This is a genomic window from Paenibacillus sp. FSL H7-0331, from assembly GCF_001956045.1.
Genome location: NZ_MRTH01000026.1, coordinates 79,627 through 106,227 on the forward strand (window position 1 = coordinate 79,627; position 26,601 = coordinate 106,227).

Genomic DNA, 26,601 nt, shown 5'->3' on the forward strand with positions numbered 1-26,601 from the left:
AGAAGCGTCAGCGTTCGCCTTTGTTTTCGTACTTTTACCGCTAAATATTTTATATAATCAAAAAATACGGAAACAACAGCGATCGTAAGGATATTTGGCCGTGCAGCGATATCTATTCACCGGATTTCCCTGTCACTTCCACTCGTTCCCACGCAGCCAGGACTGAATTTCACTGACCGTCGGATCAACCGGATCTGCAATCAAACCTGGAATATACGTACAGGCCTCGAATAAAACAGGAATCACGTCCTGATGAATACCGACAGCATGATGCACATAAGGCCCCTTAACCAGCTTTTCTTCCCATAGCGGCCAATCATTCACTTCCACCCAAACGTAGGAGCCCCGAGTGTAAGGCCCTTGAATCCCTTTGGCTTTGCCGAGAAAAATCGAATATTCCCCATGGTCCCCGTCAAACCGCGCCAGCGTCATGGCACCGCCTTTTATTTCCCCTTCATGCGTACCCGGAGAATGATCATCAAACAAAAAATGCTTACGCAGCTTCGGCTTCTCTTCCACACTCAACGAGACCGGGAAGTTCCCACAATGGAACAATAGCTCGCCGTTCGGATTTTCGGGATGTCTGATCGTCAAATCAGCAAAAAACGTAGGCGCCGTATTCATCGAAGCCGCCTGCACCATAATGGAAGTAATCGCTCCATGAATGTCCGTTTCACAAGTAACCGGAATTTGTTCATCTGTTAGAATCGCGTTCGCCAAACAGGGCATGATCCCCATCGCATCCTGCAGCGACGACCAGCATTGAATCGCAATTGCGGTGGAGTTCGACTGGATCGCATAGTTTTTCATGGCAACCTTTAATGCAGCAATTTTGCGGACGGCCTCTTCGCCAACCTCGGTATAGTCGAGTTTCTCTTTGATATATTGAATAGCTTCCAATAATTCAGGACTATCCTTGGCTGCTGCCTTCAAAGAGGCGCGTTTGATATCCTCCAGCGTGATCGGATAAATCTCGATCCCGAAGCGTTCCAGCAGCTCACCCTCATTGCACATCATCGTCCAGAACGAAGTCGGTCTCGGTCCAATTTGCAAAATCCGCATACTGCGGAAATGCTTGACTACGTTCGCTGCAGCCACGAAATTACGAAAGCCCCGTTCAAATACCGGGTCGTCAACCCGACTGTTCGTGATATAAGTGAATGGCACATTGAAACGTCGCAAAATTTTACCTGTAGCAAACAAGCCGCATTGCGTATCCCGCAGACGCATACCATCCTCAAGCGGCGCTTCATCACGCGGCCCCCAAAGCAGGACCGGTTTACCAATCGCTTTGGCTACACGACCGACCATATCCTCTGTTCCGAAATTACAGTGCGGGAAAAACACAGCATCTACTTCCTGATGTTGAAAATGCTTAATAATTTCTTCTGCATTATAAAGGTCGTCATACAATAAACCTTCCTTATTCAAACCCTCCAAATCAACAATTTCGATTGGAAGTCCGAAGCTCTCCATCTTTTGACGAATCAAGACTTTATATTTAAAAGCATCCTCCGCGCTGAACACAAATCTTCTCGTCGGCGCATAACCCAGCTTGAATGTTCTCATGAATTAGTTCTCCACCCTTTCTACTCGGTAAGCCCGTAATGCAATGTATGGGGTTGCAGGCATGTTAACACGGGTCAAACCTGAGTAAACGCCATTTAAAGCTGTTATAGTCATATTCCAGGTATCTATGACTTCGATTTGAAAGCATGACTCTTCGGGCAGTGGAAGCTCCCGATAGGCCGGTCGGTGAACACCAAAATATTGTAAATAATACGCTCCCTCAATACCGAGCGTCGGGGCATCGCGGAAGGTCTCGATTGGCGTAATCCCCTCGGGAGAAGCATCGAAAATTTGCCTTAAGAAAGCAATTCGCGCCGGACTGTCCCCATAGAGCTGGCCTCCTTTGGACCACCATACGATTTCATCGGGATGCAAGAAGGTTTCTCCATGCCCCACATACCCGCCACGCATAAATCCATCCCACATTCGCGCCGTCATGTCTTCACCCGTAATATTGCCCCAACGCTGCGGCAGGTTCCCCTCGTAACAGCACTCGTCTACAACAATCGGCTTTCTGTAAAGCTTGCGCCAAGCCGTGGTTGGCGATAGCTCCCAATACTGCATACTGGCATGTGTAACCCAAGGCTTTGTATGATCGTAAATCGTCAAATGGGTAGGATCATACATTTTCGTTCCGTTATGAATCGAACGCAGGTGCTGATAAGGGTCACTCTCCTGCACGATGCGGAAGAAGCGATCCCAGTCGTCCAGCTTTTTTTCTTTCATAAAATCAAATTCGTTGGCAAGTGACCACCAAATATTTCGAAATGCGCTCAATCGGGCGATCACATAACGCAAGTAAAACTCGTCGGTTTCAGCATCCATCCGATCAAAGCCCCACTGCCCATTATCATAGGGATGAAAGAGAATTAAATCCGCTTCGATACCCAGCCTTTGCAGCTCCCCAATTCTTTGTTCCAGTCTTGCAAAGTAAAGCGGATTAAAGCGGGTCCAATCGAATCCATCCGTCTTGGAACCAACAAACGGAAAATGCTCGGGCTCGTTCGTATTGAAGCTGTAGCGCTTCGGAAACACGCACATGCGGATTTTATTGAATGGCGAACGACTTAAGCTTTGCAGCGTTTGTTCCTGCAAGGCTTCCTCTTGATGTGTCCATACATAGCAGGTCGTACCATAAGGTCGGTAGGTGGTTCCATCTGCATAGGCGAACCGGTCGGTATCACGAACATGAACAGGGCCATGATTTCCGACAGAGGCTGCCGAGCATACAAAACTTCCTGCTGATCCGTTCAACACCGCTATGCTGCTGCTGACCGAATACGTCCATTCCCCTTCGGTATCCGGCATGAACCGAATTTTATACTCACCATTTCCATCATAAAAGCCATCCACATCAATGACCCGTTGTTTATGCTTAAACTGTGCTTGCAAGTGAACATCCTTAAAGGGGTTACCGTCAATCGGACCCTCCAGGGATAGCTCGATAAAGCTCCAGCATTCGATTTTAACGGTAGATGAAGCAAGCTGACTCGATTTCATAACCCATCACTCCTATACGAATTAGTCTTTATCTCTATACCTCATGATCCGAATCTAGCCTTTAATCCCCGAGGTCGAGATCCCCTCAACAAAATATTTCTGACTGCTGAAGAAAATAATCAAGCTTGGAATCAACGACAATACCGACATCGCAAACAACACGCCCCAGGCAGATTCCCCGGATGAATCCATAAACAACCGCAAACCAAGCGGAATTGTGTACAACTTGGCTGTATTGATGTAAAGCAATTGACTAAAGAAATCATCCCACGTCCAGATAAAGGTAAAAATCGCTGTTGTAATCAGTGCAGGTGCTGCCAGCGGCATAATAACCCGCCAGTAAATCTGTGTCCGTCCGCAGCCATCAATTGTTGCTGATTCATCAAGCTCCTTGGGAAGCCCACGAATAAATTGAACCATCAGAAAAATAAAAAATGCATCTGTAGCCAGCCATTTCGGCACTGTCAATGGATAGTACGTATCAATCCAGTTCAGCTCTTTGAACAAAATGTATTGAGGAATGATCGTCACATGATGCGGCAGCATAATCGTAACCAGCATGAGCGAGAACCATACCTTTTTCCAGGAAAAATCAAGCCTGCCGAACGAGTACGCCGCCATCGAACAGGATAAGATGTTACCTGCCACGCAAAGAGCCGAGATAATAAAGGAATTCGTAAAAAAGGTTAAAAAGCTTACACGTGCAATCCCCGCCCAGCCTTTGATGTAATTATCAAAAGTGATTTCCTTAGGCCACAGACTCATATCTGTAAAAATCAAATTTGCAGGCTTCAAGGAGCTGCTGATCAACCAAAGAATCGGATACAGCATAATCAGACCCAGGATGAGGATAACAGCATGGAGCAGGTAACGGTTTATTCGGTTGGTAGCTGCCATCTTATTTCCCCCCGTCCGCATAATGCACCCAATACTTGGATGAACCAAATAGTATAGCGGTTACAATGCCGATAATAACGAGCAGTACCCACGCCATCGCGGAAGCATAGCCCATTTCGTAGAACGCAAAGCCCTTCATATACAAGTACAGCGTGTAAAACAACGTCGAGTCCATGGGGCCTCCAAGCCCGCCACTTATAATAAAGGATTGGGTAAAGGCTTGAAACGAACCAATCAATTGAATAACTAAATTAAAAAAGATAACCGGTGTGAGCAGAGGTAATGTGATATGCAAAAACTGCTTGATTTTGCCTGCTCCATCGATCTGCGAAGCCTCGTAATAGTCCTGCGGAATTTGCTTCAGTCCAGCCAGAAAAATAATCATCGAGGACCCGAACTGCCAGACGGAAAGCGCGACAATGGAGTACAGTGCATAGGATGGATTGGATACCCAGTCCGGTGCATGAATATTAAATAGAAGAAGGAATTGATTGACGACACCGGAGCCACCGAATATTTTGCGCCACAGTACCGCTATCGCCACACTGCCGCCAAGCAAGGTGGGCAAATAGTACAGCGTACGGTAAAACCCAAGACCTCGCAGTCCCTTGTTCATTAGCGCAGCGACCATCAGAGCGAAGGCCAGCTTTAATGGCACAGACAAAAACACATAAGTAAATGTCACCTTCAATGAAGTAAAAAATCTCGGGTCAGCAGTGAACATTGTCTTGTAATTGTCAAACCCGATAAATTGTGGCGGGGAAATCACATCAAATTTTGTTAGTGAGTAATAGAAGGAATTCACCATAGGACCAATCGTCAGAGCGAACAATCCTATAAACCATGGCAATAAAAACATATAAGGCACATTGTTTTTCTTCCAAAGCTTCACCCAATACCTGCTCATAGTGCTGGGAGCACTCTTATCTGCTACTGTAACCTGATTCATTGTTTCACCTCTTAAATGTAAGCTGTGTCAGAGACGAACCCGGATCATCTTCATCCGAGTCCGAATTCTCACATCAAGTTAGTTTACTTTTTCCCAATAGCTTTCTCCGCAGCTGCAAATACTTCTTGAGCCGCATTGGCGATTGTTTCCTTGGCGAAACCTACTTTTTGGCTCATATTAATGAGCGTCGTTTCAAACTCTTTGCCATTTGGAATTTCTCTGTCCGGCACTCGTGAATTTTTGGAGGCGATGTCGATATAATCGTAAACCTTTTTATCAACAGGTGTTGCGCTCGCTTTTAAAGCATCCCGAGCTTTGGAGGAGCCTGGAACGCCGCGCTCGCTGCCAAGAATCATCGTAGCTTCAGGATCGTTAACCATAAAGCTGATGAACATCGCCGCTTCCTTCGGATTCTTCGATTTTGCATTAATCGTCATAAATTGGCTCGGCTGCAGCCACAAGCCTTGTGCTGATCCTCCTGTTGGCGGAAGAACAACATTGATTTCGTCCTTCATCAGCTTTTGATACGCTGTTATTTGATTGGACCAGATCAAGTGCATCGCCGTTTTTCCTTCAACAAACGAAGAATTTTCCGGTGCTTCTGTATAAGCGGCTGTGACTTCGGCCGGAGGTGTGCTGCCTGCTTTACGATAGTTATCCCATAACGTAAACCAGTTGGCGATCTCTTCCTTGCCCAGACCAGCCTTTCCATCCTTATACAAGGTTTTATTCGTTTGTCTGGCAAAATAGTTCAGATATAATGGAAATCTCGATTCATCAACAGCTCCGTAATAGCCTTTGCCTAACGCTTTGGTCAAGTCTTGCGCATACTTACCGAATTCCTCCCACGTCCACTTGCCTGTCGGGGGCTGAAGTCCGGCTTTTTTAATCAGCTCCGTGTTATAAGCAATACCAAATGCATTGGATCCCAAAATAACGCCGTACTGCTTACCATCCATAGCGCCGGATTCAATATTCCCCTTATCGAAGTTATCCACATTGATCTCTTTACCCATATAAGGATTAATATCCAAAAGCGCTGAGCGGGACACATAATCCGGGTAGTTGTTACCGAGCTGGATCAGGTCTGGCGCATTCCCCCCTGCAACCTGAGTATTTAATTTGTCAAAATACCCATCGCTGCCCATGTATTCGCCATTTATTTTGATATTCGGATTTTTCTTCTCAAATAAATCAATCACTTTTAAAGTAGCATCATGACGAGCTTGAGAGCCCCACCACATCATACGCAGCTCAACATTTTTATCACTGCTTGGAGTTGGTGTAGCGCCTGCTGCTGTTGGCTGTTTGGTCTCTACAGGTGCAGATCCACCTCCCCCTGGCGTACATGCAGCAACCATAGAAGCTATAGTGGCCAGCATAACGAGCAAGGACGCATTCTTTTTAACGTTCATTGTATATCCTCCTCTAATATCTTCACTAAATTTGTTTAATCCCCACACCACATTTATAATAAATATGAAAGCGTTATCTTTTTATTCAAAAAACCTCCTTCGTTTCTGAATTTTCGCCAATTTCGGGTAATAAAGACATTATACGGCCTTATTCGATGTATTTTCTAGTTGCTAATCTCACTCGAATCATAACATCGGCTACTAAATGAGTCAATATACAAAATAAACTTTTTTATAAAAATAACTAAACTTGTCTATGTAAATGTTGCACTTATTTATTTTCCATCAAAGCAAAACATGATATATACGAAGCGAATAACACCACTGCAAAATTCAAACTTGTTAAATAAACAAGGTCGTAGTAAACTAAAATAGTTTAGTAAATGCATCTGTGATTTAGAAGGAGTGTAGTACAGCATGAAAATGGAGGACATCGCTAAACTGGCCAATGTATCCAAATCAGCCGTTTCGATAGCGCTTAGTGGAAAACCAGGCATTAGTGAGGATACACGAACCCGAATTTTGAAAATTGTCAAGGACAGCGGCTATTTGCCAAGGTCCATGATCAAGGCCGACAAGTTCTACAGCTTAACCAAAACACTACGTTTTGTCGCTTGCACCAATAGCGGGATCGTCTTGGAGCAGTACTATAAACAGCCCTTTTTTATGGAGCTGATTCATCATATTGAGGAGCAGTGCCGTGTACGCGGATACTCCTTGTTCTTCTCCTCCGTGACCACTGACCATTTGGAGGACGCCATGGAAACGATGGAAACCGAGCATGAATCGAACGGAATTATTTTACTCGGTACCAATCTGACTCCAGAGCAAATTCAACTGATCGCCAAAAAACAGCCGAATTTGGTCGTACTCGACACTTGTCTCGAAACGTTAAATATGAATTTTATCGTGATGAATAATGTTATGGGTGCTTATCAGGCAGGACGTTATTTATTGGAGCTTGGGCATAAAAAAATCGGGTATGTTCAATCGAATTCGCGGATGTACAATTTTGATTCCCGTAAGAGAGGTTTTTTGCAGGCTTTGGAGGAGTATAAGCTAACCGTTGATAAAGCTCACTATTTTGAGGTATCACCAACAGTCGTCACTGCACAGCATGAGTTTATGTTCAAAATAACCGAGCTGAAGGATGATCTGCCGACCGCGTTATTTTGCGAATGTGATTATATCGCCATCAGTGTGATTAAAGCCTTGAATGAGCTTGGTATTCGGGTGCCTCAGGATATATCCATCGTCGGCTTCGACAACATTCAGGAATCCACGATCATTACACCTGAATTGACCACCGTTCATGTGGAAAAGGGCACCATTGCGGAGCTGGCTGTCTCTAAGCTGGTGGATATGATCGAGCATGGAGATATGGTAAAGATTAAATCTTTGATCGATACGCAATTGGTGATTCGTAAATCGTGTTGTCCACTCCCTATAGAAACCGACGAAGCCCTGCTATGAACGGGTTCATAGCAGTGGGGATTGTAAGGAAAAAAGCCTGGTGCGTTTCGATGAAGCATGACTTCCATCGTCACAGCGTACCAAGCATTCCGGCGGTGGGCTTGAAAGCACGCACTAATCGTATAGATGCTGGCGAGTAAGCGATAAATCATTGTTAAAGCCTTTGGAAAACAACACCTGGTGAATATTCAGGTTGCCAGAGCGGAAGAAGGCCGCGCAGGATTGCAGATACAAATCCCACATCCGGATAAACCGCTCATCAAACATTTTTCTTACTTCCTCAAGCGAATTCTCATAACGAGTTGCCCAATGCTCCAGGGTCATCGCGTAATGCAAACGAAGATTTTCGATATCCAGGGTGTTGAAATCATAATCAGGAAGCAGGCTTACAATTTCCCGCAAAGAAGGGATATAGCCCCCAGGGAAAATATATTTTTGAATCCATGGATCTGTCGGCTCCTCCTTGGCATGGGTGATGGTGTGCAGCAGCATTAAGCCTTTATCCTTCAGCAGCGTCTCAAGTGCATGCATGAATGTAGGATAATGGGCTTGACCGACATGCTCGAACATGCCCACAGAGGCGATTTTGTCGAACTGCTCACCTCTCGCCGCCAAGTCACGGTAGTCGATTAACTCAACCTTCACTTGATCCTGCAGACCTTGCTCCGCAATACGCTCCAAGGTTTTTTTGTACTGCTCCTCGCTTAATGTAATCCCTTTCGCTTGGACTCCATACTGCCTCGCCGCGCGGATGATGAGCCAACCCCAGCCGCTGCCAATATCCAGAAGCGTCTCGCCGGGCTTAAGCTGGAGCTTTTTAAGCACATGGTCTATTTTTTGAAGCTGGGCTTGCTCCAGCGTATCTTCTGGGGTGCGAAAATAGGCGCACGAATAGCTCATCGTCTCATCCAGCCAGAGCGAATAAAACTCATTGCTAATATCGTAGTGATGCTGAACATCGTCCTTTTGTTTGCTCTTGGAAGTGAGCTTGGATAGGAGAGGCATTGCGCGGCTCCAGAGTTGCTCACGATTACCGGTAGCTAGTTGAATTACATCCTCAATTTTCCCTTCGATTTCAATGACCCCATCCATATATCCCTCTCCAAAGGACATGACGGGATTTTTAACAAAATCTTTGATCGAAACCTTTTCCTTAAAAGTCAGTACAAATCGTGGTGCATCTCCTCCATACGCGGTAGAGGTACCATCCCAGTAATGAACTTGAAACGGTACCGACCTCATGCCTGCGAAAAATTTATCCATGATATATCTCTGCATCGTATTCGGTCCTTCCTTTCCATTCATATAAAAACTGTGGAGTGCTGCGTGCTTCCCTTTATCCAATGACATATATGAACAATGAGCTGCATTTAGGTATGGAAATATGAAATTTATTGTTTGCAGTGAGATGTGAGACTGGATAAGCTACTAGACACTATTCCCTTTCTGATGGAGGTGTAGACGCGGTTAATTTAAAAATGAAAACAGGAGGTCCACGATAAGCTTTGAGAAAGTCTGGTTGATGCTGCATCCACATGAAAAAATCAGCCTGCGGCTAGGTCCTTGTTTAAACCCATACGTTTGTGCGTTGGCGAGGGTATGGGTATGGGGTTGCAGCCGTTGTTGAAGTCGTGTTCCATGGATAAGACTGGGCGGTGGGAACACGACTTCAAAGACGTATTTATAACCACAGAAAGCTTATCCACCCACCTTTGAGAAATATTTTTCCTAGCTCTCGATTCGTATTTACCCAAAATTTGCGACTGCCCTTCGCACATTTTTTTGTTAAAGTTAGTAAATCGCGTGAATGCTGTTTTATAACAGGGGCTGCCTTACCTCCAAGAAACAGAGAAAACTAAAAAAACTGACACCGATAGATTATCGATGTCAGTTAATCCATAACCCATATGTACTAAATAAGGTTACGACCAAATTCAGTTATATTACAGAGGAAATTCCCTTTACAATTTAGTTCATAAACTGCAAATATTGAAGCATCCGTTTTAACATAGTTGTGGATTGAGCCCGGGTTGCATGATCTTGAGGGGCAAATAATTCGTTCGAAACCCCTTGAACAATACCCGTTTGTACCAGGCTTGCCACTGCTTCCTGCGACCAATCCGAAATATTAGTACGATCCGCAAATTTATTCAGAACCGTCGTATCCGTAATTTCTCGATTCCCGACAAATTTTAAAGCTCTAGCGATCATCGTAACCATTTGTTCCCGGGTAATCAGGTCATTCGGTTTAAAATTACCAAACTCATCGCCGTTAATTAATTCAGCCTCTTGCGCGGCGCTCACAGAACCTGAGTACCACTCTGTCAGGTCCACATCTTTATATACCTTTTTAACCTTTTCAGTAAGAGCCAAAGACCGAACAAGAAGTGCAGCAAACTCGGCACGAGTAGTTGATTTATCTGGTGCAAAGCTATTTTCGTCGATACCCTTTACGATCAGTTTACTAGCAAGAAGTTCGATATCCTCCTTCGCCCAATGTGTTGAGACGTCACTGAACGACCTCTGGTGATCAAGAACGGTATATATGCTGTTCCCTTTTCTCAAAAGCGTCGCTTCAGATCCTTTAAATAAGGTGGGTACCGGAATATAAGTCTTACTCTCTGGGTTAAACCACACGCCTATCGAGGTTTTTGATTTTGGCTCTTGGGCAAGATGCAGGGTGCGAGACACATAATGGTTAAAAGAACTCACCTCTTGTACCTGACTACCGTTTGTAACAAATGTGACAGTAAACTCGACCGGACTGCTCAACAAATGTGCTCCCATTTGGGAAGCTGCTGCCGTAAGCTCTGCCGCTTTGTTACCTTGTACTTTTTCAATACCGACAATAATGTTAACCCCTTTGGCATCAACACCTTGCTGTTGTGCTATGGAATTAACGTCCACATCCGCTAACGGAAGCTGATAATCCCCGGCTTCTGTTTTGATCTGAAGAACAGCCAATGGATTTTGTTTCGTTAACATACTTAGTGCATCCGGAGTTATTTCAACCTTCACAATATCCCCGCTATTCCTTACCTTAATCGTATAAACCTTACTGTTAGAAGAAGCATTAGCAACGATGGCAGCCAATTTGGTAGTATCCAGTTCAACGATCACAACACCATTGGAAATCGCTTCCTTCACAGCATCTGATATTAGAATGTTTCCAGTTTCAGTTGTATCTAGAGTCGCCAACTTCTGGTTTGCGCCACCTGAACCGCCCCCGCCTCCTCCGCCACCACTGCTTCCTTCGGTTCGAGTCGTTATTGCCGTACGTGGACCATATTCACTCCAATTACCGGACGCATCGCCAGCTTTTATAGTAAACGTATACGTTGAATTAGGCATCAAACCCGTTAGATTGTATGTCAGCATATTACTTGTAGATCCTATTTCAGCGTAGGTGCTGCCTGACACAGAGAATAATTTATAGTTGGTGACTCCGTTATGATCCTCTGCCGCCGTCCAACTAAGTGTGGCCCCTCTGGAGGATATGTTACTTGATGTTAATGTACTGTCTTTCGGCCATGTTGGAGCATCCAAATCCTGAGGCACCGAGAGCGTTTGGAAAGTTAAGCTCGACCCATACTCACTCCAATTGCCTGAGGCATCGACAGCTTTAAGAGAATAGGTATAACTCGTATTCGGTATAAGTCCGGTTAGGTTATAGGATAATTGGTTTCCCAAGCTGGCTATGTTCGTATCCTGATTACCACGCTGGAAGATTGTATAACCAGTCACGCCTACATTGTCTTCAGCACTGGTCCATGTTAGTTTAGCGCTTGTTTGATCAACATCAGAGACTGCCAGCAATGGATGGCTAGCCCATGTAGGAGGAAGCGTATCTGGTGCATCCAGAACCTGAACCGTTGCACTTGCACTATAGATTCCATAGGTTGCACTGATCACAGCAGTTCCCACACCCACAGCAGTTACTTTACCCGTAGAGCTTACTGTAGCTACGCCAATATTCGAAGACTTGTAGGTGGAATCGTTAGTAATATCCATCCCTGTTCCATCTGAATAAACACCTTTAATTACAGTTTGATGAGTACCTCCTACTGTTAGGGAATAAATAGAAGAATCCGCAGCAATCGAAAACGTTGGAGGCAAAATTTTGAAAGGCATGGTTTGGTATTGGCCCCCAAAAAATGCGATGAGAGACGTATTACCTGGTTTTTTCAAAAGAAGTGACTGATCTGGATTAACTTGCCCCATCGTCATATCAGCTAATTGAAAAGTAGCTTGTTTGGTTATGTCAGTGATCGTTGTTACACCTGTATTCCAGTTATAGTAGCTAGCATAAACTTTTGGAGAGAACATCGTGCCCGCTATAAGCCCTTGACTTCCCGCATTAACTGAATCACTTGAAAAAGAAAGTGAGGAAATGGAAGAGTCATACGCACCAACTACATAGACAGGGTCTTGTTTTGTGAAGCCTCCATAAGTCGTCGTAATCACTGTATATCCAACAGATCGTGTTGTCACTTGACCTGTTGCAGGATTAATAGATAGTACTGATGGGTTGGTTAAGGAGTACTTGGCATATGGTTTCACATCGAACGAATTATTATTGGCATCATACATTCCAACATTAAAATAATAGGTAGATCCCGAATTCATCGTACTCAAATATGATGTATAGAAACTCTTATAATATCCGGGATTAATGGTTACGATCTTAGAACGAGTTAACTCACCACAAACGGCAGTTATCGTGGCACTCCCTGCTTCAAACACATTTAAATATTTTGTATAAAGATTACTACTAATAGTTGCAACATCAGGGTTCGATGAAGTAATATCGCAAGAAGATAAATCCGCCCCACCGGTGTTGTTACTACCCTGAGTAAAGGGATTTCCCCAAGCAGCTGATCCATGTATCCATAACAAATTCGGAGTATTATTCGGACCGGTATACGTAGTACTTGGAAGATCTAACGAAAAATCCTTGAAAATACCCGTGGATGGATTAGAGTATAAGTAAGTTTGTGAAGTTACGTTACCGAAATAATTCTTAAATAGATTCGCGTTCTGAGACAATAGATATCTACCATTATCTGAGATACTAAAGTAACTTGGATCATATACTCCTTGTACTACAGTATCCAAATTAAATTCAAATACTTTTAATTGATTTAATCCGTAAACCGTCCTGCTGGCCGAGAAATTACCAAAATTCACACTTGGCCAATGATCATTGTCAGTAAAACTAACAGAAACTTGCGGTTGATCTGAATAAACGGTTCCATAAACTCGACTCGTAACAGGATCATAGCTAAACTGATTATTCGGTACCCAAATAGAAGCAAAGGTTAATGCGGGTACAAGAAGCATGAAAACCATTGTACATATACAGAGCCTAGTCATTTTGAGAAAAAGTACCCGGTTCATCGATAAGGATTCTCCTTTATAGTAAAGTATATAAAAACTAATTATAGTATAAAACTGGTATTATTGTAAGGAATATATTACGTATAAATATTAAGTAATACTAAAGAAAGAATCCTGCCCAAAGGTTGACACCTATCATCAAAATAGAAAAAGGAGCTTGGGCCAGACCACTCCATAAATCCCTACACAAAATAGCCATCCAGTAGGATGACCGTTTTTGTTCTCTTAAAGTTACTCCATCTTGTGTGCACTTGCAGAATCACCGTCCATCGTCATACCAAGCCGTTCAAATTGCTCCGCAGGCGCATCGTGCTCACGCATCAATCGTGCCATCAGACGAAGCATGCGTGCTTCAATCTCGGGATCATCCAGTTGCGATTCCTGCTTCGGGTCCTGATGAAGATCGAATAACAGGCTGCCGTATCGATAAGGATTCAGATAGGTTTTAGCTTTAATTTTCATAACCTGTGCACCCTTGGTGAAGGAAAAAGGTCCCGCCAGCTCCATCCCTGCAAATTCACGGGGATCGAACCTTGTGTGCATATGCGTTGGCATCAGCGTGTATTCGTACAACGGTTTATTATCCTCCTGGATAGGGGCGCGCATGTATACATAGCGGCCATCCGTGCAATTGACATGGCCTCCGTGTGTCCCGAACAACACGGCCTCGCGGGGCCTATCCCAATCCGAATCGGTGAGTACGTTCAACGGCTTACCCTGCATATTTTGCTAACTGTCATGGTGTTCCTCCCTTATTGCTCGATAGCGCAATCATAGACGGAACTGCCCATTGCCGACAATAACACATTTCTCCCCTATTGTTAGGTGGTTATAACACTTTTTATTCGCTTGCACTTTTTATCCCTGTTGTAACAAAAAAAAGAGCGTGCCACCCATAACAGTGACAAAGCTCTTCAATTCCCTGTTCGTTGCTTTCGGTATTCCCCAGGCGTGATGCCCTCAAGCTTTTTGAAAAAACGGATGTAGCTATTCACATTATTGTAGCCAACTGCCATCGAAATATCGTGTAAATTCATCGCCGTTTCCAGCAGCAGCTGCTTACTTTGCTCCATTCGTTTCAACGTTAAGTTCTCCAATATCGTGCGGCCTGTATGCTGCTTGAACATACGACTTAAATAAGAGGCATTAAACCCGACCCCTTCGGCAATCATCTCAACTGACAAATCTTCAGGGTAATGCAAATTAATGTAGGAGGTGACCTTATCCACGGTTTTGTTATTCTTGTTGTCTTGCTCTTGAATATAGGTCGAGATTTTCACAATAATGGTTGTCATCCATAGGTTAATATCATCAATAGTCTCAAGTTGGGCTAACTCACGGTGAAGCACGGTATCATGACCAAACAGCTCCTGAGGGTTTCCATTATGCTCAAGCAGCGTTTCAATGCCGGTTTCCAGCAGCCGGTTGTACGCGATGTACACCAATTCGGGTGATAGCTGCTTTAACGCAATCTCCTGCTTCAGCCCTTCCAGTATAGCTAACGCTTCTTTGGTATTACCCACCTTCAAATTATTCGTCATCTGTTTGCCGGTTTGCAGGAATGAATAGTACCCCGTTTCCATTTCTCCCGCCGTTTCGAATATAAGCACGGATTTAGCTCCTTGCAGCAGCTTTGTTTTGAGCACCTGTAGAGCCTCTTGAAAAGAAACATGCGCTTCCATGATATTCGCATAGACGCTGCCAAGACCAATGGAAACCGACAGCTTCAATACATCTCCAATGACCTGCTGTATGTGCTGTGCCAGATCACGCAGCTCCTCAGCCTCCATCATATCAAAAACGTTCATAACCACGGCCTGCTGGTATTCCGATATATCGGTCATCACAAACTTGTAATGGGTTTTGGTCTGAATCAGCTCGGAAACGATGTTGGCAATAGCGTATTGATATAAATTCATATCCTTGTTTGTAAATCGTTGAGCCAGCTCTGCAGCATAATCCAGCTCAATAACGATGACCACATACCCTCGCAGCGACAGCTCAAGACGATACTGCTCAATTCGGTCCCTGATCTCCGTATCGCTCAATCTATGCTGCAGCAAGGCCATCGCGAATCGATCGAGCATGACAGGCACCTGCTGGCGAAATTGCTGATCCATAAGCTTCTTTTGTCCGACCGCAGTCTCCAGAACATCCGATACTTGACTCAGTTCATTGCCATGCTTGGAAGAATCCTTCAGCTCCAGCTCGCTCATGTAAGATCGGGTTCGTTCCATCAATTGTTTAATCGGATCGTACATTTTGCGTGATAGCCAGAACGAAACCGCAATGCCTACGATGCTCAAAAGCACACAAAATCCGAACGTGAGCCTGCCGATATAAGAGAGCTTCTCGTATATATTGGTAAGCGGCGTTTGCGAGACCAATCTCCACCCATTCCATAATGTGCTCGAATACGCCACCAAAGAGCTTGGATGATCATGATTGTCCGTGAAAAATCCTTCTCCTTGCAAAGAAGCGACCCTTTCCAAATGCATACGAGTCACCCCTGTGCTCACATCCGCCTGTCTGAAGGAAGTAATAATTTCTCCAGCTGCCGAAACCATATAGGTATTCATGTTGTCCATATTTTGCATTTGCTTTAATTGCCCCTGCAACTGCCGCTCAAACAAATGGATGGCCACATAACCAACCTTGTTGCGGGAGCCGAAGGGTACCTTACGAATGAAGGTAATGATGCTTTCTTCATGCCCGTCATAATTGCGTATAAGTTCCGGTGAAAGCCAGAGGCTGTCCTGCTCCGATTGACGAATCATGTCTACCCAGCGATCGTCGTGATCTCCTTGATAGTCGTGCACCAGAACATCTGATGAAATGATTTGTCCACCCGATTCAAAAAACAGCTGTACGGAATGAATCTTTCGGTCGGAGGCGACTGACTGCTTCAGCATATCTTGAACTTCATTCAACAGGTAGCGATTATCCATATTGGCTGAGTAGCTGTTCAACCGACTATCAAAACCAATGGCAACGGTTAGCGAATTAATTTTACGAAGCGTTTCATCAAAGGTTGTACCTGTATACCTTAGGGAATTAATATGGGAGCGGCTGATTTCCTCCTCTGCCGTGTACAAAGCAAGTCTGTATGAAAAATAACCAATACTTATTACAGGCAGCAGAATAACGAGCACATAAGAAATAAAATATAAAAGCAGCAGCCGATTGGGTTTCCTCCATTGCTTCCACATCTGCATAAAGACTTTCATCACTATTCCCTTTCATCTATTAAAGTGCCTTCATTATGCCATATTTCCTCCGATTTGAGTATTCAGTGTCAGGAAATAATGATGGAAGTCATAAATGTATGATGCCGGACTGTGCTTTCTGAGCATTCACCTGCCAATACTTCCTATATACAGTAGAGCTTACCGGACATTATGATCAAAATGTAAGTCAAACCACTCATCCATACAGGGGGATACCAACGAAATGAATAAAAAAGTTACCGTATTATTAAGCGTATGTCTTGCTTCATCCATGGTCGCTTGTTCTTCTCAAGGAGGCACGACTCCTGAAACGAACAAATCTGCAACCGGATCATCAAGCGAACCCATTACCTTAAAATTTGCCAGCTGGAGCATTAGTGAAGCAGCAACCAAAGATGCCCTGGAGCAAATGGCCAGCACATACACAAGCTTGAAGCCTAATGTCAAGATTGAATTCATTGGTATTCCTTTCGGCAACATTAAGGAGCAAACCTTCGTAATGGCTTCGAGCGGTGATGCACCCGATGTCATTCAGACCTTTACAGCCTCCTTTCCGACTTATGCAACCTCTGATATCATTGCGCCTCTTGATGAGCTGCTCGGTAAAGATTATGTCAACGACCTGCTGCCATCCTATAAGGATGACTACTCGTATCAAGGCAAGCTGATGGGTGTACCTTGGGCCGCTTCCCCTTATGTTCTTTACTGGAACAAGGAGTTATTCAAAAAAGCGGGACTTGAAGCCAAACCTCCTAAAACCTACGATGAGATGCTCGAAGCAGCACGTAAAATTGCTAAATTAAAAACCGATAGCGGTGAAGCTGTTTACGGACTGGGCGAGCCTACAGATAAACTGCCGATTAACGGAATGATTTTCTTGAAAACCCTTTATAGCTTTGGCGGGTCTATCTTTGATGCGAGCGGCAAAGTAAACCTGAACACACCTGAAGCCACTTCTGCTTACAAATATTACCAGACACTAACCAACGAAAACCTCACTCCACAATCGGCCAAGCTCAAAGATTTACGCAACCTGTTTTCTATTGGTCGATTGGGTATGTATGTAGATGGATATTATGGAAAAGCGGTATTTCGCTCATTAAGTGGCAAGGGAGAAGCATACGACAACGTATGGGAAGCAGCACTGGTGCCTGCCGGGAGTTCTTCTGGCAAAAGTGTCTCTATCGGCGAAGCGCATGGTCTGGTCATCAGTAAAGATTCCAAGCATAAACAGGAGGCTGCCGATTTCATCAAATTTTTAACGGATAAAGACATGATGCTGCTGTATCATCAAAAAAGCGATGTGGTTTCCGCCAGAAAATCGATAAGCTCCTTACCAGAATTTAATACCAGCCCTTTTGACAAAGTACTTAACGAGCAAATGAGTATTGTAAAAGCTCTCCCGAAAAATAATCCCGGTTTGGAGCAATCCTATCTGGATATGGCAGATGCTGTCCTTAAAGTCACATTAGCCAAGGAAACACCGGAGAAAACGGCTGCAGATATCGACGCTAAGCTGAAACAAGCTCTCAAATAGAAATTCCGGATAGAAGGACGTGAACGACTTTGAACGGCACTCAGGATGTAAAGGTGACGACGCACAAGCCATATGGAAGGGCCTGGTTATCGGATCGAGCCAAAGATAAATGGTTTCTGTTCTTCCTCCTGGCCCCCCCGATGGTCATGCTGCTGCTAGCGATTGGCATTCCGATCGCCAAATCGATTTATATGAGTTTTTTTAATGTTACACTGTTGCGGATGAATGACTATCAATGGAACAATTTTGCTAACTATGTGCATTTATCGACGGATGGCGAATTTATTGGTGCTCTGGGTACGACATTAAAATATGTTGTGGGTATTGTGTTGCTACAATTTATATTTGGAATTGTGCTGGCCGCATTACTTAACCGGATCGTATTTATGCGCAAATGGCTGCGTACGCTCATCCTGATCCCGTGGACAATTCCGACTCTTGTCGTAGCCTTGCTCTGGATGTGGATGTTCCAACCTCAATACGGCGTATTAAATTACTTATTTGTTAGCTGGGGACTGATCGGCAAGCCTTACGATTGGTTGACCTCTCTTGATCTCGCTCTGCCAGCCGTCATGGCGGCTGCCCTCTGGAGACAGCTGCCCTTTATGGCAACGATGCTGCTGGCCGGGATGCAGGGCATATCGCCCGAAATATATGAAGCAGCAGATATCGATGGAGCTAACCGCCGTCAAGCATTTTGGTACATTACCTTACCCCAGCTGAAGAGTACCATTCAAACGGTCACCTTGATAGCGATGATCGAAAATTTCAAAATGTTTCCCCTCTTCTGGATTATGACAGGCGGAGGTCCGCTTAATGCTACCACGACGCTGGCCATTTTAAGCTACAAAACGGCATTTGTAAAATTAAACCTGGGTGAGGGCGCAGCAATCGGCGTACTGTGGCTGCTTCTGCTGCTATTCATCGCGTGGGGCTATAACAAGCTGTTCACGATTAGTGAACATGCACATGGAAGGGGGCACTAACGTGAATAAATCCTGGAATGAACGGATACTACGTTATCTAGTGTCCCCAGCTCTAATGATCGTTTATCTGAGTTTCTTGCTCTTTCCGTTGTACTGGATGGCTATTACGTCTCTGAAGCGCAATTCAGATTTGTTCGTGATGCCGCCCAAATGGTTTGTAACCCAACCCATCTTGGAGCATTATATCAAGCTCTTCAGTGAATCTGCGTTCCTTGTTTACTACAAGAATAGTCTGATCGTCAGCTTGTCAACGACTCTGCTTACATTATTGCTGGCTATGATGGCTGGCTACGCGTTTTCCCGCTTCCGGTTTGCCTTTAAAGAGCTTGCTATGCTCTCCATTATGTCGACGCAAATGCTGCCAGTCGTCTCTCTGCTGATTGCCCTATACGCGATGTATAAAAGCTACGGACTTCTGAATACTCATATCGGACTTATCATCGCGCTGACAACAGCTGCTCTTCCTTTCTCGATCATGATGCTGAAGGTTTTCTTTGACAGCATACCGATATCTCTGGAAGAAGCCGCCAAAATTGATGGTGTAAGCCGGTCCGGGATCCTGTTCCGTATCGTGCTACCTTTATCCAAGCCTGGCATCTTTGCTGTCGGTATCTACTCCTTCATCATGTCGTGGGACGATCTGCTCTATTCGCTCACGCTCATTACCAAAGATCCATTGCGTACGCTTAACCCCGGTATTTCCATTCGTTATATGGGTGAGGTCGCCTACGATTGGGCTAACATCATGACGGTCTGTGTTTCCTCAACGATACCGATATTGCTGTTATTCTTAATGTTTCAGAAATATATGGTTTCGGGTCTGACGTCTGGAGCTGTCAAGGAATAATTAAAAATTGAAAAGATCATACCCTCCTTTTTCCCGCAAGAAAATGGAGGGTATGACCTTTGTGCGCAGCTTTACTCTCGTTTAATGCTATAACAATTCTTTTCTCAGCTGTTCCGCCGATTTGGGTGACAAATAACCGTATGGAATATCGAATACCGTTTTGGCTCCGACAAAACCTTCGGCAGCAAACTTATGGATGGCTCGGGCATAAGCTACCAGTACGCTGCCCGTAAATTCAGGATTGCTTTCCAGATTAAGTCCAAATTCAATGATCTGCTTGCTGTTGACGCCTGTCTTGCCACTTCTAAATACAAGCCCACCATGAGGCATAGTCGCATGCTGTTCCTGCAATTCCTCAGCGCTAATAAAGTGAACCACAGTCTCATAATCAGCAAAATAATTAGGCATCGTAGTAATCTCTTTTTCAATTCGTGACAGATCTTCTCCGGCTTCCGCCACAACATAACATTCTCTTAGATGCTTGTCTCTCGTAGTTAATACGGGATCTTCGCCATTTCTGACTTTATTAACCGCATCGTCATTAGGGATGGTATACTGGACAGCGTTCTTCACACCCTGAATTCGACGAATCGCATCCGAATGACCCTGGCTTACCCCTTTTCCCCAAAATGTATATTCTTTTCCTTCAGGCAGCACCACTTCAGCCAGCAAACGATTTAATGAAAACAATCCTGGGTCCCAGCCCGTTGAAATGACACTGGCATGTCCGGATTTTTTGGCTGAAGCCTCTACGGCATCAAAATATTGAGGGATTTTGCCGTGGTTGTCAAAGCTGTCCACCGTATGGAACATGGACGCGATGTACGGACCTTGCTCTGGTAGATCCGTTGCTGAACCACCACATAATATCATCACATCGATTTTGCCTATGTAGGTATCGATTTTCGAAATATGAACCATTTCTACAGCTGATTGAATATCTGCGGGTTGACGTCTTGTAAATATCGCAACGAGCTCCATGTCTGCATTTTGCTGAATTGACGATTCCACACCACGGCCTAAATTACCATAACCTACTATACCTACTTTTATCTTGTTCATCACGAATACCTCCATATTATAATAGCAATCTGCCCGTTCTAATATAACATGAAATGTAAGCATTGCACAAAAGTTTTAAGTATGAAGTCCGGTGAATAAGACCCGCTGCACTCATTATTCACCAGTGACGTAAAAAAGGAGCCTGTCACCTATTACGGGACAAAGCTCCTTATATTGGTTCTGTACCCTTTCTTAGCGGAGGCGCCAGAACAGTTCATTCCATTTCAGTTCATTGCGGAATCCGCGCAGGTTGGTATCTTTATTAATGATGACACTTTCGATTCCCGTCATTTCTGCCCAGTCGAGCAGCTGATCAACGGTTACCACATAGGAGAACACCGTATGATGCGCCCCACCGGCATAAATCCAGGCTTCAGCGGCCTCTTGCAGGGAAGGCTGGGATTTCCAGAGAACTCTCGCTACAGGGAGCTTAGGCATCGATTTATGCGGAGCTACAGCATCCACCTGACTGATGATCAAGCGGAAACGGCCACCCATATCGACCAAGGATGCGTTCACGGCTGCACCGGCACGACCATCAAAGGTCAGACGTGCTGGATCTGCTTTGCCGCCAATGGAAAGTGGATGAACTTCAATTTTGGGACGCGTCGCTGCGATGGTTGGACAAACCTCCAGCATGTGCGAGCCCAGCACCAATTCATTTCCCGGCTCCAGGTGATACGTGTAATCCTCCATGAATGAGGTTCCTTCGTTACCCGCAATAATCTTCATCATCCGTGTTAAAGCCGCTGTTTTCCAATCACCTTCTCCGCCAAAGCCGTAGCCTTGACTCATCAACCGTTGAACCGCAAGGCCTGGAAGCTGCTTAATGCCATGCAAATCCTCAAAGCTGGTCGTGAAGGCACTGAATCCGCCCTCTTGTAAAAAAGCCTTCATCCCGATTTCAATACGCGCTTGTTCAAGGATCGAATCCTTCAATGAGCCCGGCGCACGTCCTTCGGCGGAAATATCATACAGTTCGGCATATTCATCGAACAGAGCGTTGATTTGACTGCCCGATACATCGTTAATCCGCTGCGCCAAATCACCGACGCCATATCCGTTGATCGACCAGCCGAATTTAATCTGCGCTTCTACTTTATCGCCTTCGGTCACCGCCACCTGACGCATATTGTCCCCAAAACGGGCCAGCTTCAGATTGCGGCTTTCGATTACTGCGACAGCTGTGCGCATCCAGCCACCGATCCGTTCACGAACCTGAGCTTCCTCCCAATATCCGACTACGACCTTACGAACAATCCCCATACGACTGCCGATAAAGCCATACTCCCGATCTCCATGAGCCGATTGATTGGTGTTCATAAAATCCATATCGATCGTGTCCCATGGAATATCACGGTTGTATTGCGTATGCAAATGTAGCAGCGGCTTGCGCAGCTCGGTCAGGCCAGCAATCCACATTTTGGCTGGGGAAAAGGTATGCATCCAGGTAATAATCCCCGCGCAGGCTGCGTCTGCATTGGCATCAATGCAAAGCTGGAGAATGGCATCAGGCGTTGTGAGCACGCTTTTGAAGACGATTGTATAAGGAATTGCGTTATCGCAGTCCAAGCCTTGAGTGATCTCACGTGAATGCTGCTCGACTTCTAATAGTGTTTCAGGGCCATACAAGTGCTGGCTTCCGGTAACGAACCAAAATTCGTAGGGTTTTGTTTTTAACACGGTGGGTTAATCTCCTTTTTTTCGACCCTCCCAAACCCTCCCTGTAGGGAGGGCCCCAAAGGGCGCTGCCCTCTGGACTCCCCTGACTGTCTGCAGACTGGGGTGTTCTCGGGGCGCTTTCGTCCCTGCGGGACACGCTTGGCTTTGGGTGCTGGGGTGCGGGTGCATGGTTTTGTGTATTCGGGGCACTTTTCGTCCCAATGGGACACGCTTGACTTTGGTGTATAGATTTAGTTAAGGATAAGGGCACTTCGTTCCTTTCGGAACATCAGCAGGGCAAGAGCAGGGCGAGAGCAGGGCAAGAGCAGAACAAGAGCAGGGCGAGAGCAAAACGACGGTGGAGCGACGACTGAGCGATTACTGAGCAACGATAGTGACGACTGAGAGACTTCAGTGCAATAGCAGCGGAGCGATTTTAGCGATTAATTGATTTCTTCTTTAATCGCTTTTAGGCGCTTCATGACGTCGTTCGCGCCACGGCCAAAATAATCGTGGAGCTTGCTGTATTCCTGATACAGCTTCTCGTAGACCTCGACGTTAGCCTGAATCGGCTTGAACGTTTCCTCGCGGATGCGGGCCATTTGCTGAGCGGCTTCGACAATGGTGTCGTAGCCGCCATTAGCGGAGCCGGCGGCAACAGCGCCAAACATAGCAGCGCCAAGCGCTGGCGTTTGTTTGGAAGCGGCGATTTTGATTTCGCGGTTGGTGACATCCGCGTAAATTTGCATCAGCAGCTTGTTCTTTTGCGGCAAGCCGCCGCAGGCGTATAGTTCTTGGACTTCGACGCCATTATCATGGAAGGCGTCGACGATTTTGCGTGTGCCGAATGCAGTGGATTCCAGCAACGCACGGTAAATTTCCTCAGGCTTGGTCAGGAGTGTGCAGCCGACCAGCAGACCGGTTAAGTCGGTATCGACCAACACGGAACGGTTACCGTTCCACCAATCCAGAGCAAGCAGTCCGGATTGTCCTGGCTGGTAGGTGGAAGCTTGGCGTTCCAGCCATTCGTGGACGGAAATATTATCGCTTGCAGCGGCTTCGTGAACGTAAGCCGGGACGGCTTGCTCTACATACCAGGCAAAGATATCGCCTACGGCAGACTGACCGGCTTCATAGCCCATATAGCCGGGGATGATTCCGTCCTCGACGACGCCGCACATGCCTTCGACCTGCTTTTCATGGTCGCCAAGCAGCATGTGGCAAATCGATGTACCCATCGCCATCACGAGCTTGCCAGGTGTGACGACGCCAACAGCGGGAACCGCGGCATGAGCATCCACGTTGCCGACAGCTACTGCTGTACCGGCTTTGAGTCCCGTAAGTGCGGCCATAGCTTCAGTCAGCCCACCTGCTTTGGTACCAAGAGGCAGGACTTCTCCTCGCAGCTTGGTGTCCGTTAAATGCTCGAGTCTTGGATCCAATGCTTTGAAAAAATCTTTGCTCGGGTATCCATCCTGCTTATGCCATATCGATTTGTAGCCTGCCGTACAGCTGTTACAGACCGTATTGCCTGTCATTTGCGCGATAACCCAATCAGTCGCTTCCAGGAATAAGTCCGTACGCTCATAAATATGAGGCGCTTCATTCAGGATTTGCCAAATCTTCGCAATCATCCATTCGGACGATATTTTGCCGCCGTAACGGGGTAGGAACGCTTCTCCGCGCTGCTCAGCGATTTCATTCAGCAGATTGGCTTCATCCTGAGCTGCATGATGCTTCCACAGCTTCAGCCAGCTATGGGGCTGATCCTTCAGCTCGGAGTCAAAGCATAACGGCACCCCTTTTGCATCAACAGGCAGCATCGTACACGCTGTAAAATCGATGCCCAACCCGATCACATCAGCCGGATCGATACCGGATAACTTCAGTACTGCCGGAATCGATTGTTTGAGTACTGTAATATAATCGGCAGGATGCTGCAGCGCCCAATCCATATCCAGCTTGACACCGGATTCCGGCAGCTGCTCGTCAATAACATTATGTGGATACGGCGTAACATGATCCGCCAGCTCCGTTCCGTCGCTTAAATCGACCAGTACAGCTCGGCCGGATTCAGTTCCGTAGTCGACTCCGATTGCATATTTGTTGCCCAACCTGTTCGCCTCCATCGCTTTATTTTTGTCCGTAATATGCGTTAGCTCCGTGTTTTCTCAAAAAATGCCGATCCAGCAGCACTTGATCCATCGGAGCAATCTGCGGATTTAGTTGGTACGTATGGTAAGCCATTTTGGCGACTTCCTCCAGCACCACAGCATTGTGAACAGCATCATGGGCATCCTTGCCCCAAGCGAATGGAGCATGACAATTGACCAATACACCAGGGATTTGCCGTGGATTCAACTTTAAATTGTGAAAGGTTTCAATAATCACATTCCCGGTCTCCAGCTCGTAAGCGCCTTCAATCTCATCCTTCGTCATATGGCGTGTGCAGGGCACTTCACCATAAAAATAATCCGCCTGCGTCGTACCGAGTGCCGGAATCGGTCTGCCAGCCTGTGCCCAGCTCGTCGCCCAAGGCGAATGGGTATGTACAATTCCGCCAATATCTTCAAAAGCGCGGTACAATGCCAAATGCGTAGGCGTGTCGGATGAAGGGCGATAGCTGCCCTCCACAATAGTGCCTTGCAAATCCACAACGACCAAATCGTTTGCCTGTAATTCCTCATAAGGAACACCGCTTGGCTTAATGACCACCAGTCCGCGTTCACGGTCAATTCCACTCACATTGCCCCATGTAAAGGTGACCAAGCCGTACTTTGGCAAATCCAGATTAGCCTGCAGCACTTCCTGCTTTAACTTTTTTAACAAACGGTTCCACACCTTTCCTGAAATCGAGTTTGTTTTCGCTTCACTATACCCATTATATATTTGTACGTACAAATTTTCCACTTCTATTTTTAACTCTCTAAAAGCCCTGTGAATAAGGTCCCGCTCACGTCCAAATATCCTTCCGATCGCTGTTGTCGCTCGTATAGCAGCAACACAGATCCTAATGAATCGAATTCATACTGTAATGGTAAAAACAAAAATGAATTGCTGGCCAGACAAATCAAGGTGTTTGAGGATAACCGTATAGATGATGACCTGCACTATAAATATATTTGCCGGGGCTACGAGTATCCTTTCACCGTGATGCGAGATGTATTTAGAACGCGTATTAGTATCATGATGGGGGAAAACTTTAAAGTTTTATTGACTAGAATGAAAAAGTAATCCTATAGATAAATTCTTGTACGTATACCATAATGTCGTATATTTAGCTTGTTCGGAAGTACCGACAAAGAAAAATCCCCGCGCAGCTGCGTGGGGATTTTTCTTATATGAACAACTTCTTAAGAAACTTAAATATATCAAAGCTTGTTCGTCTATACCACCTTTTGCTAAGGCTGTATTAAAGCGCCTGTAAAAGTGATGGCCCCGATGGCATTAGCCGTACCGACAGTAGTTAATCCGCCTAATGAATACGTAACATTACCAGTTCCAGGGGTTAAATCAACATGGTTGACACTTGTAGCTGCAAATGTGTTGTTCCCGGTCCCATGTTGATTAATGCTGAAAATAACAGTTGCTCCACGAAGAATTTGTAATTGAACTATTGTATTACCTGCCGTATCTTGCCAACCAACGAGACCAGTTAACCAAACGCGACTTCCAGCAGGAACCCCTGTTATTGTGATCGTTTTTAATGTAGCCGGGGCAAGACCTACTGCGATTGCTGAACTACCAGTGGTATTTGGAGTATTTTCAGATACCTGAAATTGCTGGAAAATCCCGCCTTGTGGGCCTTGCGGCCCTTGAGCACCTTGTGGCCCTTGCAGACCTTGCGGTCCTTGCAAGCCTTGTGGTCCTTGCAGACCTTGCGGGCCTTGTGCACCTTGCGGTCCTTGCAGACCTTGCGGCCCTTGTGTACCTTGCGGGCCTTGCAAGCCTTGTGGTCCTTGCAGACCTTGCGGGCCTTGTGCACCTTGCGGTCCTTGCAGACCTTGTGGTCCTTGCAGACCTTGCGGCCCTTGTGCACCTTGCGGTCCTTGCAAGCCTTGTGGTCCTTGCAGACCTTGC

The 26,601-nt window shown here is 45.7% G+C and carries 18 protein-coding genes and 1 pseudogene; 5 read left to right on the plus strand and 14 right to left on the minus strand.

Features of this window, described 5'->3' with window-relative positions:
* Nucleotides 1-132: 132 nt before the first annotated feature.
* The 5 genes from BK127_RS28990 to BK127_RS29010 all read right to left on the minus strand — a co-directional run bounded on the left by BK127_RS28990 (nucleotide 133) and on the right by BK127_RS29010 (nucleotide 6,330).
* Nucleotides 133-1,569 (minus strand): L-fucose/L-arabinose isomerase family protein, encoded by a 1,437-nt coding sequence (locus BK127_RS28990; RefSeq protein WP_076235589.1) that lies wholly within the window; start codon nucleotides 1,567-1,569, stop codon nucleotides 133-135.
* Between the two features lie 3 nt (nucleotides 1,570-1,572).
* The gene (locus BK127_RS28995; RefSeq protein ID WP_076235590.1) at nucleotides 1,573-3,069 is read right to left on the minus strand and encodes a DUF5605 domain-containing protein; all 1,497 of its coding nucleotides are present in this window, start codon (nucleotides 3,067-3,069) and stop codon (nucleotides 1,573-1,575) included.
* 54 nt (nucleotides 3,070-3,123) lie between these two features.
* Nucleotides 3,124-3,966, minus strand: coding sequence for a carbohydrate ABC transporter permease (locus BK127_RS29000; RefSeq protein ID WP_076235591.1), 843 nt, complete (start codon nucleotides 3,964-3,966; stop codon nucleotides 3,124-3,126).
* 1 nt (nucleotide 3,967) lies between these two features.
* The gene (locus BK127_RS29005; protein WP_076235615.1) at nucleotides 3,968-4,873 is read right to left on the minus strand and encodes a carbohydrate ABC transporter permease; all 906 of its coding nucleotides are present in this window, start codon (nucleotides 4,871-4,873) and stop codon (nucleotides 3,968-3,970) included.
* Nucleotides 4,874-4,998: 125 nt separating this feature from the next.
* Nucleotides 4,999-6,330 carry an ABC transporter substrate-binding protein gene (locus tag BK127_RS29010; protein ID WP_076235592.1) on the minus strand — a complete coding sequence of 444 codons (1,332 nt, stop codon included), beginning with the start codon at nucleotides 6,328-6,330 and terminating at the stop codon, nucleotides 4,999-5,001.
* 417 nt (nucleotides 6,331-6,747) lie between these two features.
* Here BK127_RS29010 and BK127_RS29015 point away from each other — a divergent pair, with 417 nt between their 5' ends.
* Nucleotides 6,748-7,803 carry a LacI family DNA-binding transcriptional regulator gene (locus BK127_RS29015; protein ID WP_076235593.1) on the plus strand — a complete coding sequence of 352 codons (1,056 nt, stop codon included), beginning with the start codon at nucleotides 6,748-6,750 and terminating at the stop codon, nucleotides 7,801-7,803.
* 114 nt (nucleotides 7,804-7,917) lie between these two features.
* Here BK127_RS29015 and BK127_RS29020 read toward each other — a convergent pair whose 3' ends face one another.
* The 4 genes from BK127_RS29020 to BK127_RS29035 all read right to left on the minus strand — a co-directional run bounded on the left by BK127_RS29020 (nucleotide 7,918) and on the right by BK127_RS29035 (nucleotide 16,409).
* On the minus strand, nucleotides 7,918-9,108 hold the full coding sequence (locus BK127_RS29020) for a class I SAM-dependent methyltransferase (RefSeq protein ID WP_372237383.1): 1,191 nt from the start codon (nucleotides 9,106-9,108) through the stop codon (nucleotides 7,918-7,920).
* Between the two features lie 663 nt (nucleotides 9,109-9,771).
* The gene (locus BK127_RS29025) at nucleotides 9,772-13,200 is read right to left on the minus strand and encodes an S-layer homology domain-containing protein (protein ID WP_076235594.1); all 3,429 of its coding nucleotides are present in this window, start codon (nucleotides 13,198-13,200) and stop codon (nucleotides 9,772-9,774) included.
* A gap of 231 nt (nucleotides 13,201-13,431) precedes the next feature.
* Complete coding sequence (locus BK127_RS29030) at nucleotides 13,432-13,923, minus strand: hypothetical protein (protein ID WP_076235595.1); 492 nt, start codon at nucleotides 13,921-13,923, stop codon at nucleotides 13,432-13,434.
* A 191-nt stretch (nucleotides 13,924-14,114) separates the two neighbouring features.
* Entirely contained in the window at nucleotides 14,115-16,409 is a 2,295-nt protein-coding gene (locus BK127_RS29035; protein ID WP_179097646.1) for a helix-turn-helix domain-containing protein, read from the minus strand.
* A 241-nt stretch (nucleotides 16,410-16,650) separates the two neighbouring features.
* On the opposite strand from BK127_RS29035, the gene BK127_RS29040 reads away from it, so the two are divergent.
* Genes BK127_RS29040 through BK127_RS29050 form a run of 3 tightly spaced genes read left to right on the plus strand, consistent with a single transcriptional unit; the run spans nucleotide 16,651 to nucleotide 19,797 of the window.
* On the plus strand, nucleotides 16,651-17,964 hold the full coding sequence (locus BK127_RS29040) for an ABC transporter substrate-binding protein (protein WP_076235597.1): 1,314 nt from the start codon (nucleotides 16,651-16,653) through the stop codon (nucleotides 17,962-17,964).
* Nucleotides 17,965-17,993: 29 nt separating this feature from the next.
* Nucleotides 17,994-18,950 (plus strand): carbohydrate ABC transporter permease, encoded by a 957-nt coding sequence (locus tag BK127_RS29045; RefSeq protein ID WP_144026590.1) that lies wholly within the window; start codon nucleotides 17,994-17,996, stop codon nucleotides 18,948-18,950.
* A gap of 1 nt (nucleotide 18,951) precedes the next feature.
* A complete protein-coding gene (locus BK127_RS29050; RefSeq protein WP_218639049.1) occupies nucleotides 18,952-19,797 on the plus strand; it encodes a carbohydrate ABC transporter permease in 846 nt (281 codons plus the stop codon).
* An 87-nt stretch (nucleotides 19,798-19,884) separates the two neighbouring features.
* Here the strand turns inward: BK127_RS29050 and BK127_RS29055 are convergent, their stop codons facing one another.
* The 4 genes from BK127_RS29055 to araD all read right to left on the minus strand — a co-directional run bounded on the left by BK127_RS29055 (nucleotide 19,885) and on the right by araD (nucleotide 25,350).
* On the minus strand, nucleotides 19,885-20,859 hold the full coding sequence (locus tag BK127_RS29055; protein ID WP_076235599.1) for a diaminopimelate dehydrogenase: 975 nt from the start codon (nucleotides 20,857-20,859) through the stop codon (nucleotides 19,885-19,887).
* A gap of 192 nt (nucleotides 20,860-21,051) precedes the next feature.
* Complete coding sequence (gene araA / locus BK127_RS29060; protein ID WP_076235600.1) at nucleotides 21,052-22,542, minus strand: L-arabinose isomerase; 1,491 nt, start codon at nucleotides 22,540-22,542, stop codon at nucleotides 21,052-21,054.
* A gap of 422 nt (nucleotides 22,543-22,964) precedes the next feature.
* Entirely contained in the window at nucleotides 22,965-24,635 is a 1,671-nt protein-coding gene (locus BK127_RS29065; protein ID WP_076235601.1) for a ribulokinase, read from the minus strand.
* Nucleotides 24,636-24,654: 19 nt separating this feature from the next.
* Entirely contained in the window at nucleotides 24,655-25,350 is a 696-nt protein-coding gene (araD, locus tag BK127_RS29070; RefSeq protein ID WP_076235618.1) for an L-ribulose-5-phosphate 4-epimerase, read from the minus strand.
* A gap of 108 nt (nucleotides 25,351-25,458) precedes the next feature.
* Between araD and BK127_RS46100 the strand changes: the two genes are divergently transcribed.
* Nucleotides 25,459-25,755, plus strand: a complete 297-nt coding sequence (locus BK127_RS46100) for a YhjD family protein (RefSeq protein WP_483874387.1) — start codon at nucleotides 25,459-25,461, stop codon at nucleotides 25,753-25,755.
* 167 nt (nucleotides 25,756-25,922) lie between these two features.
* Here the strand turns inward: BK127_RS46100 and BK127_RS43955 are convergent.
* Nucleotides 25,923-26,601, minus strand: a pseudogene (locus BK127_RS43955) (collagen-like protein); the annotation flags it as partial.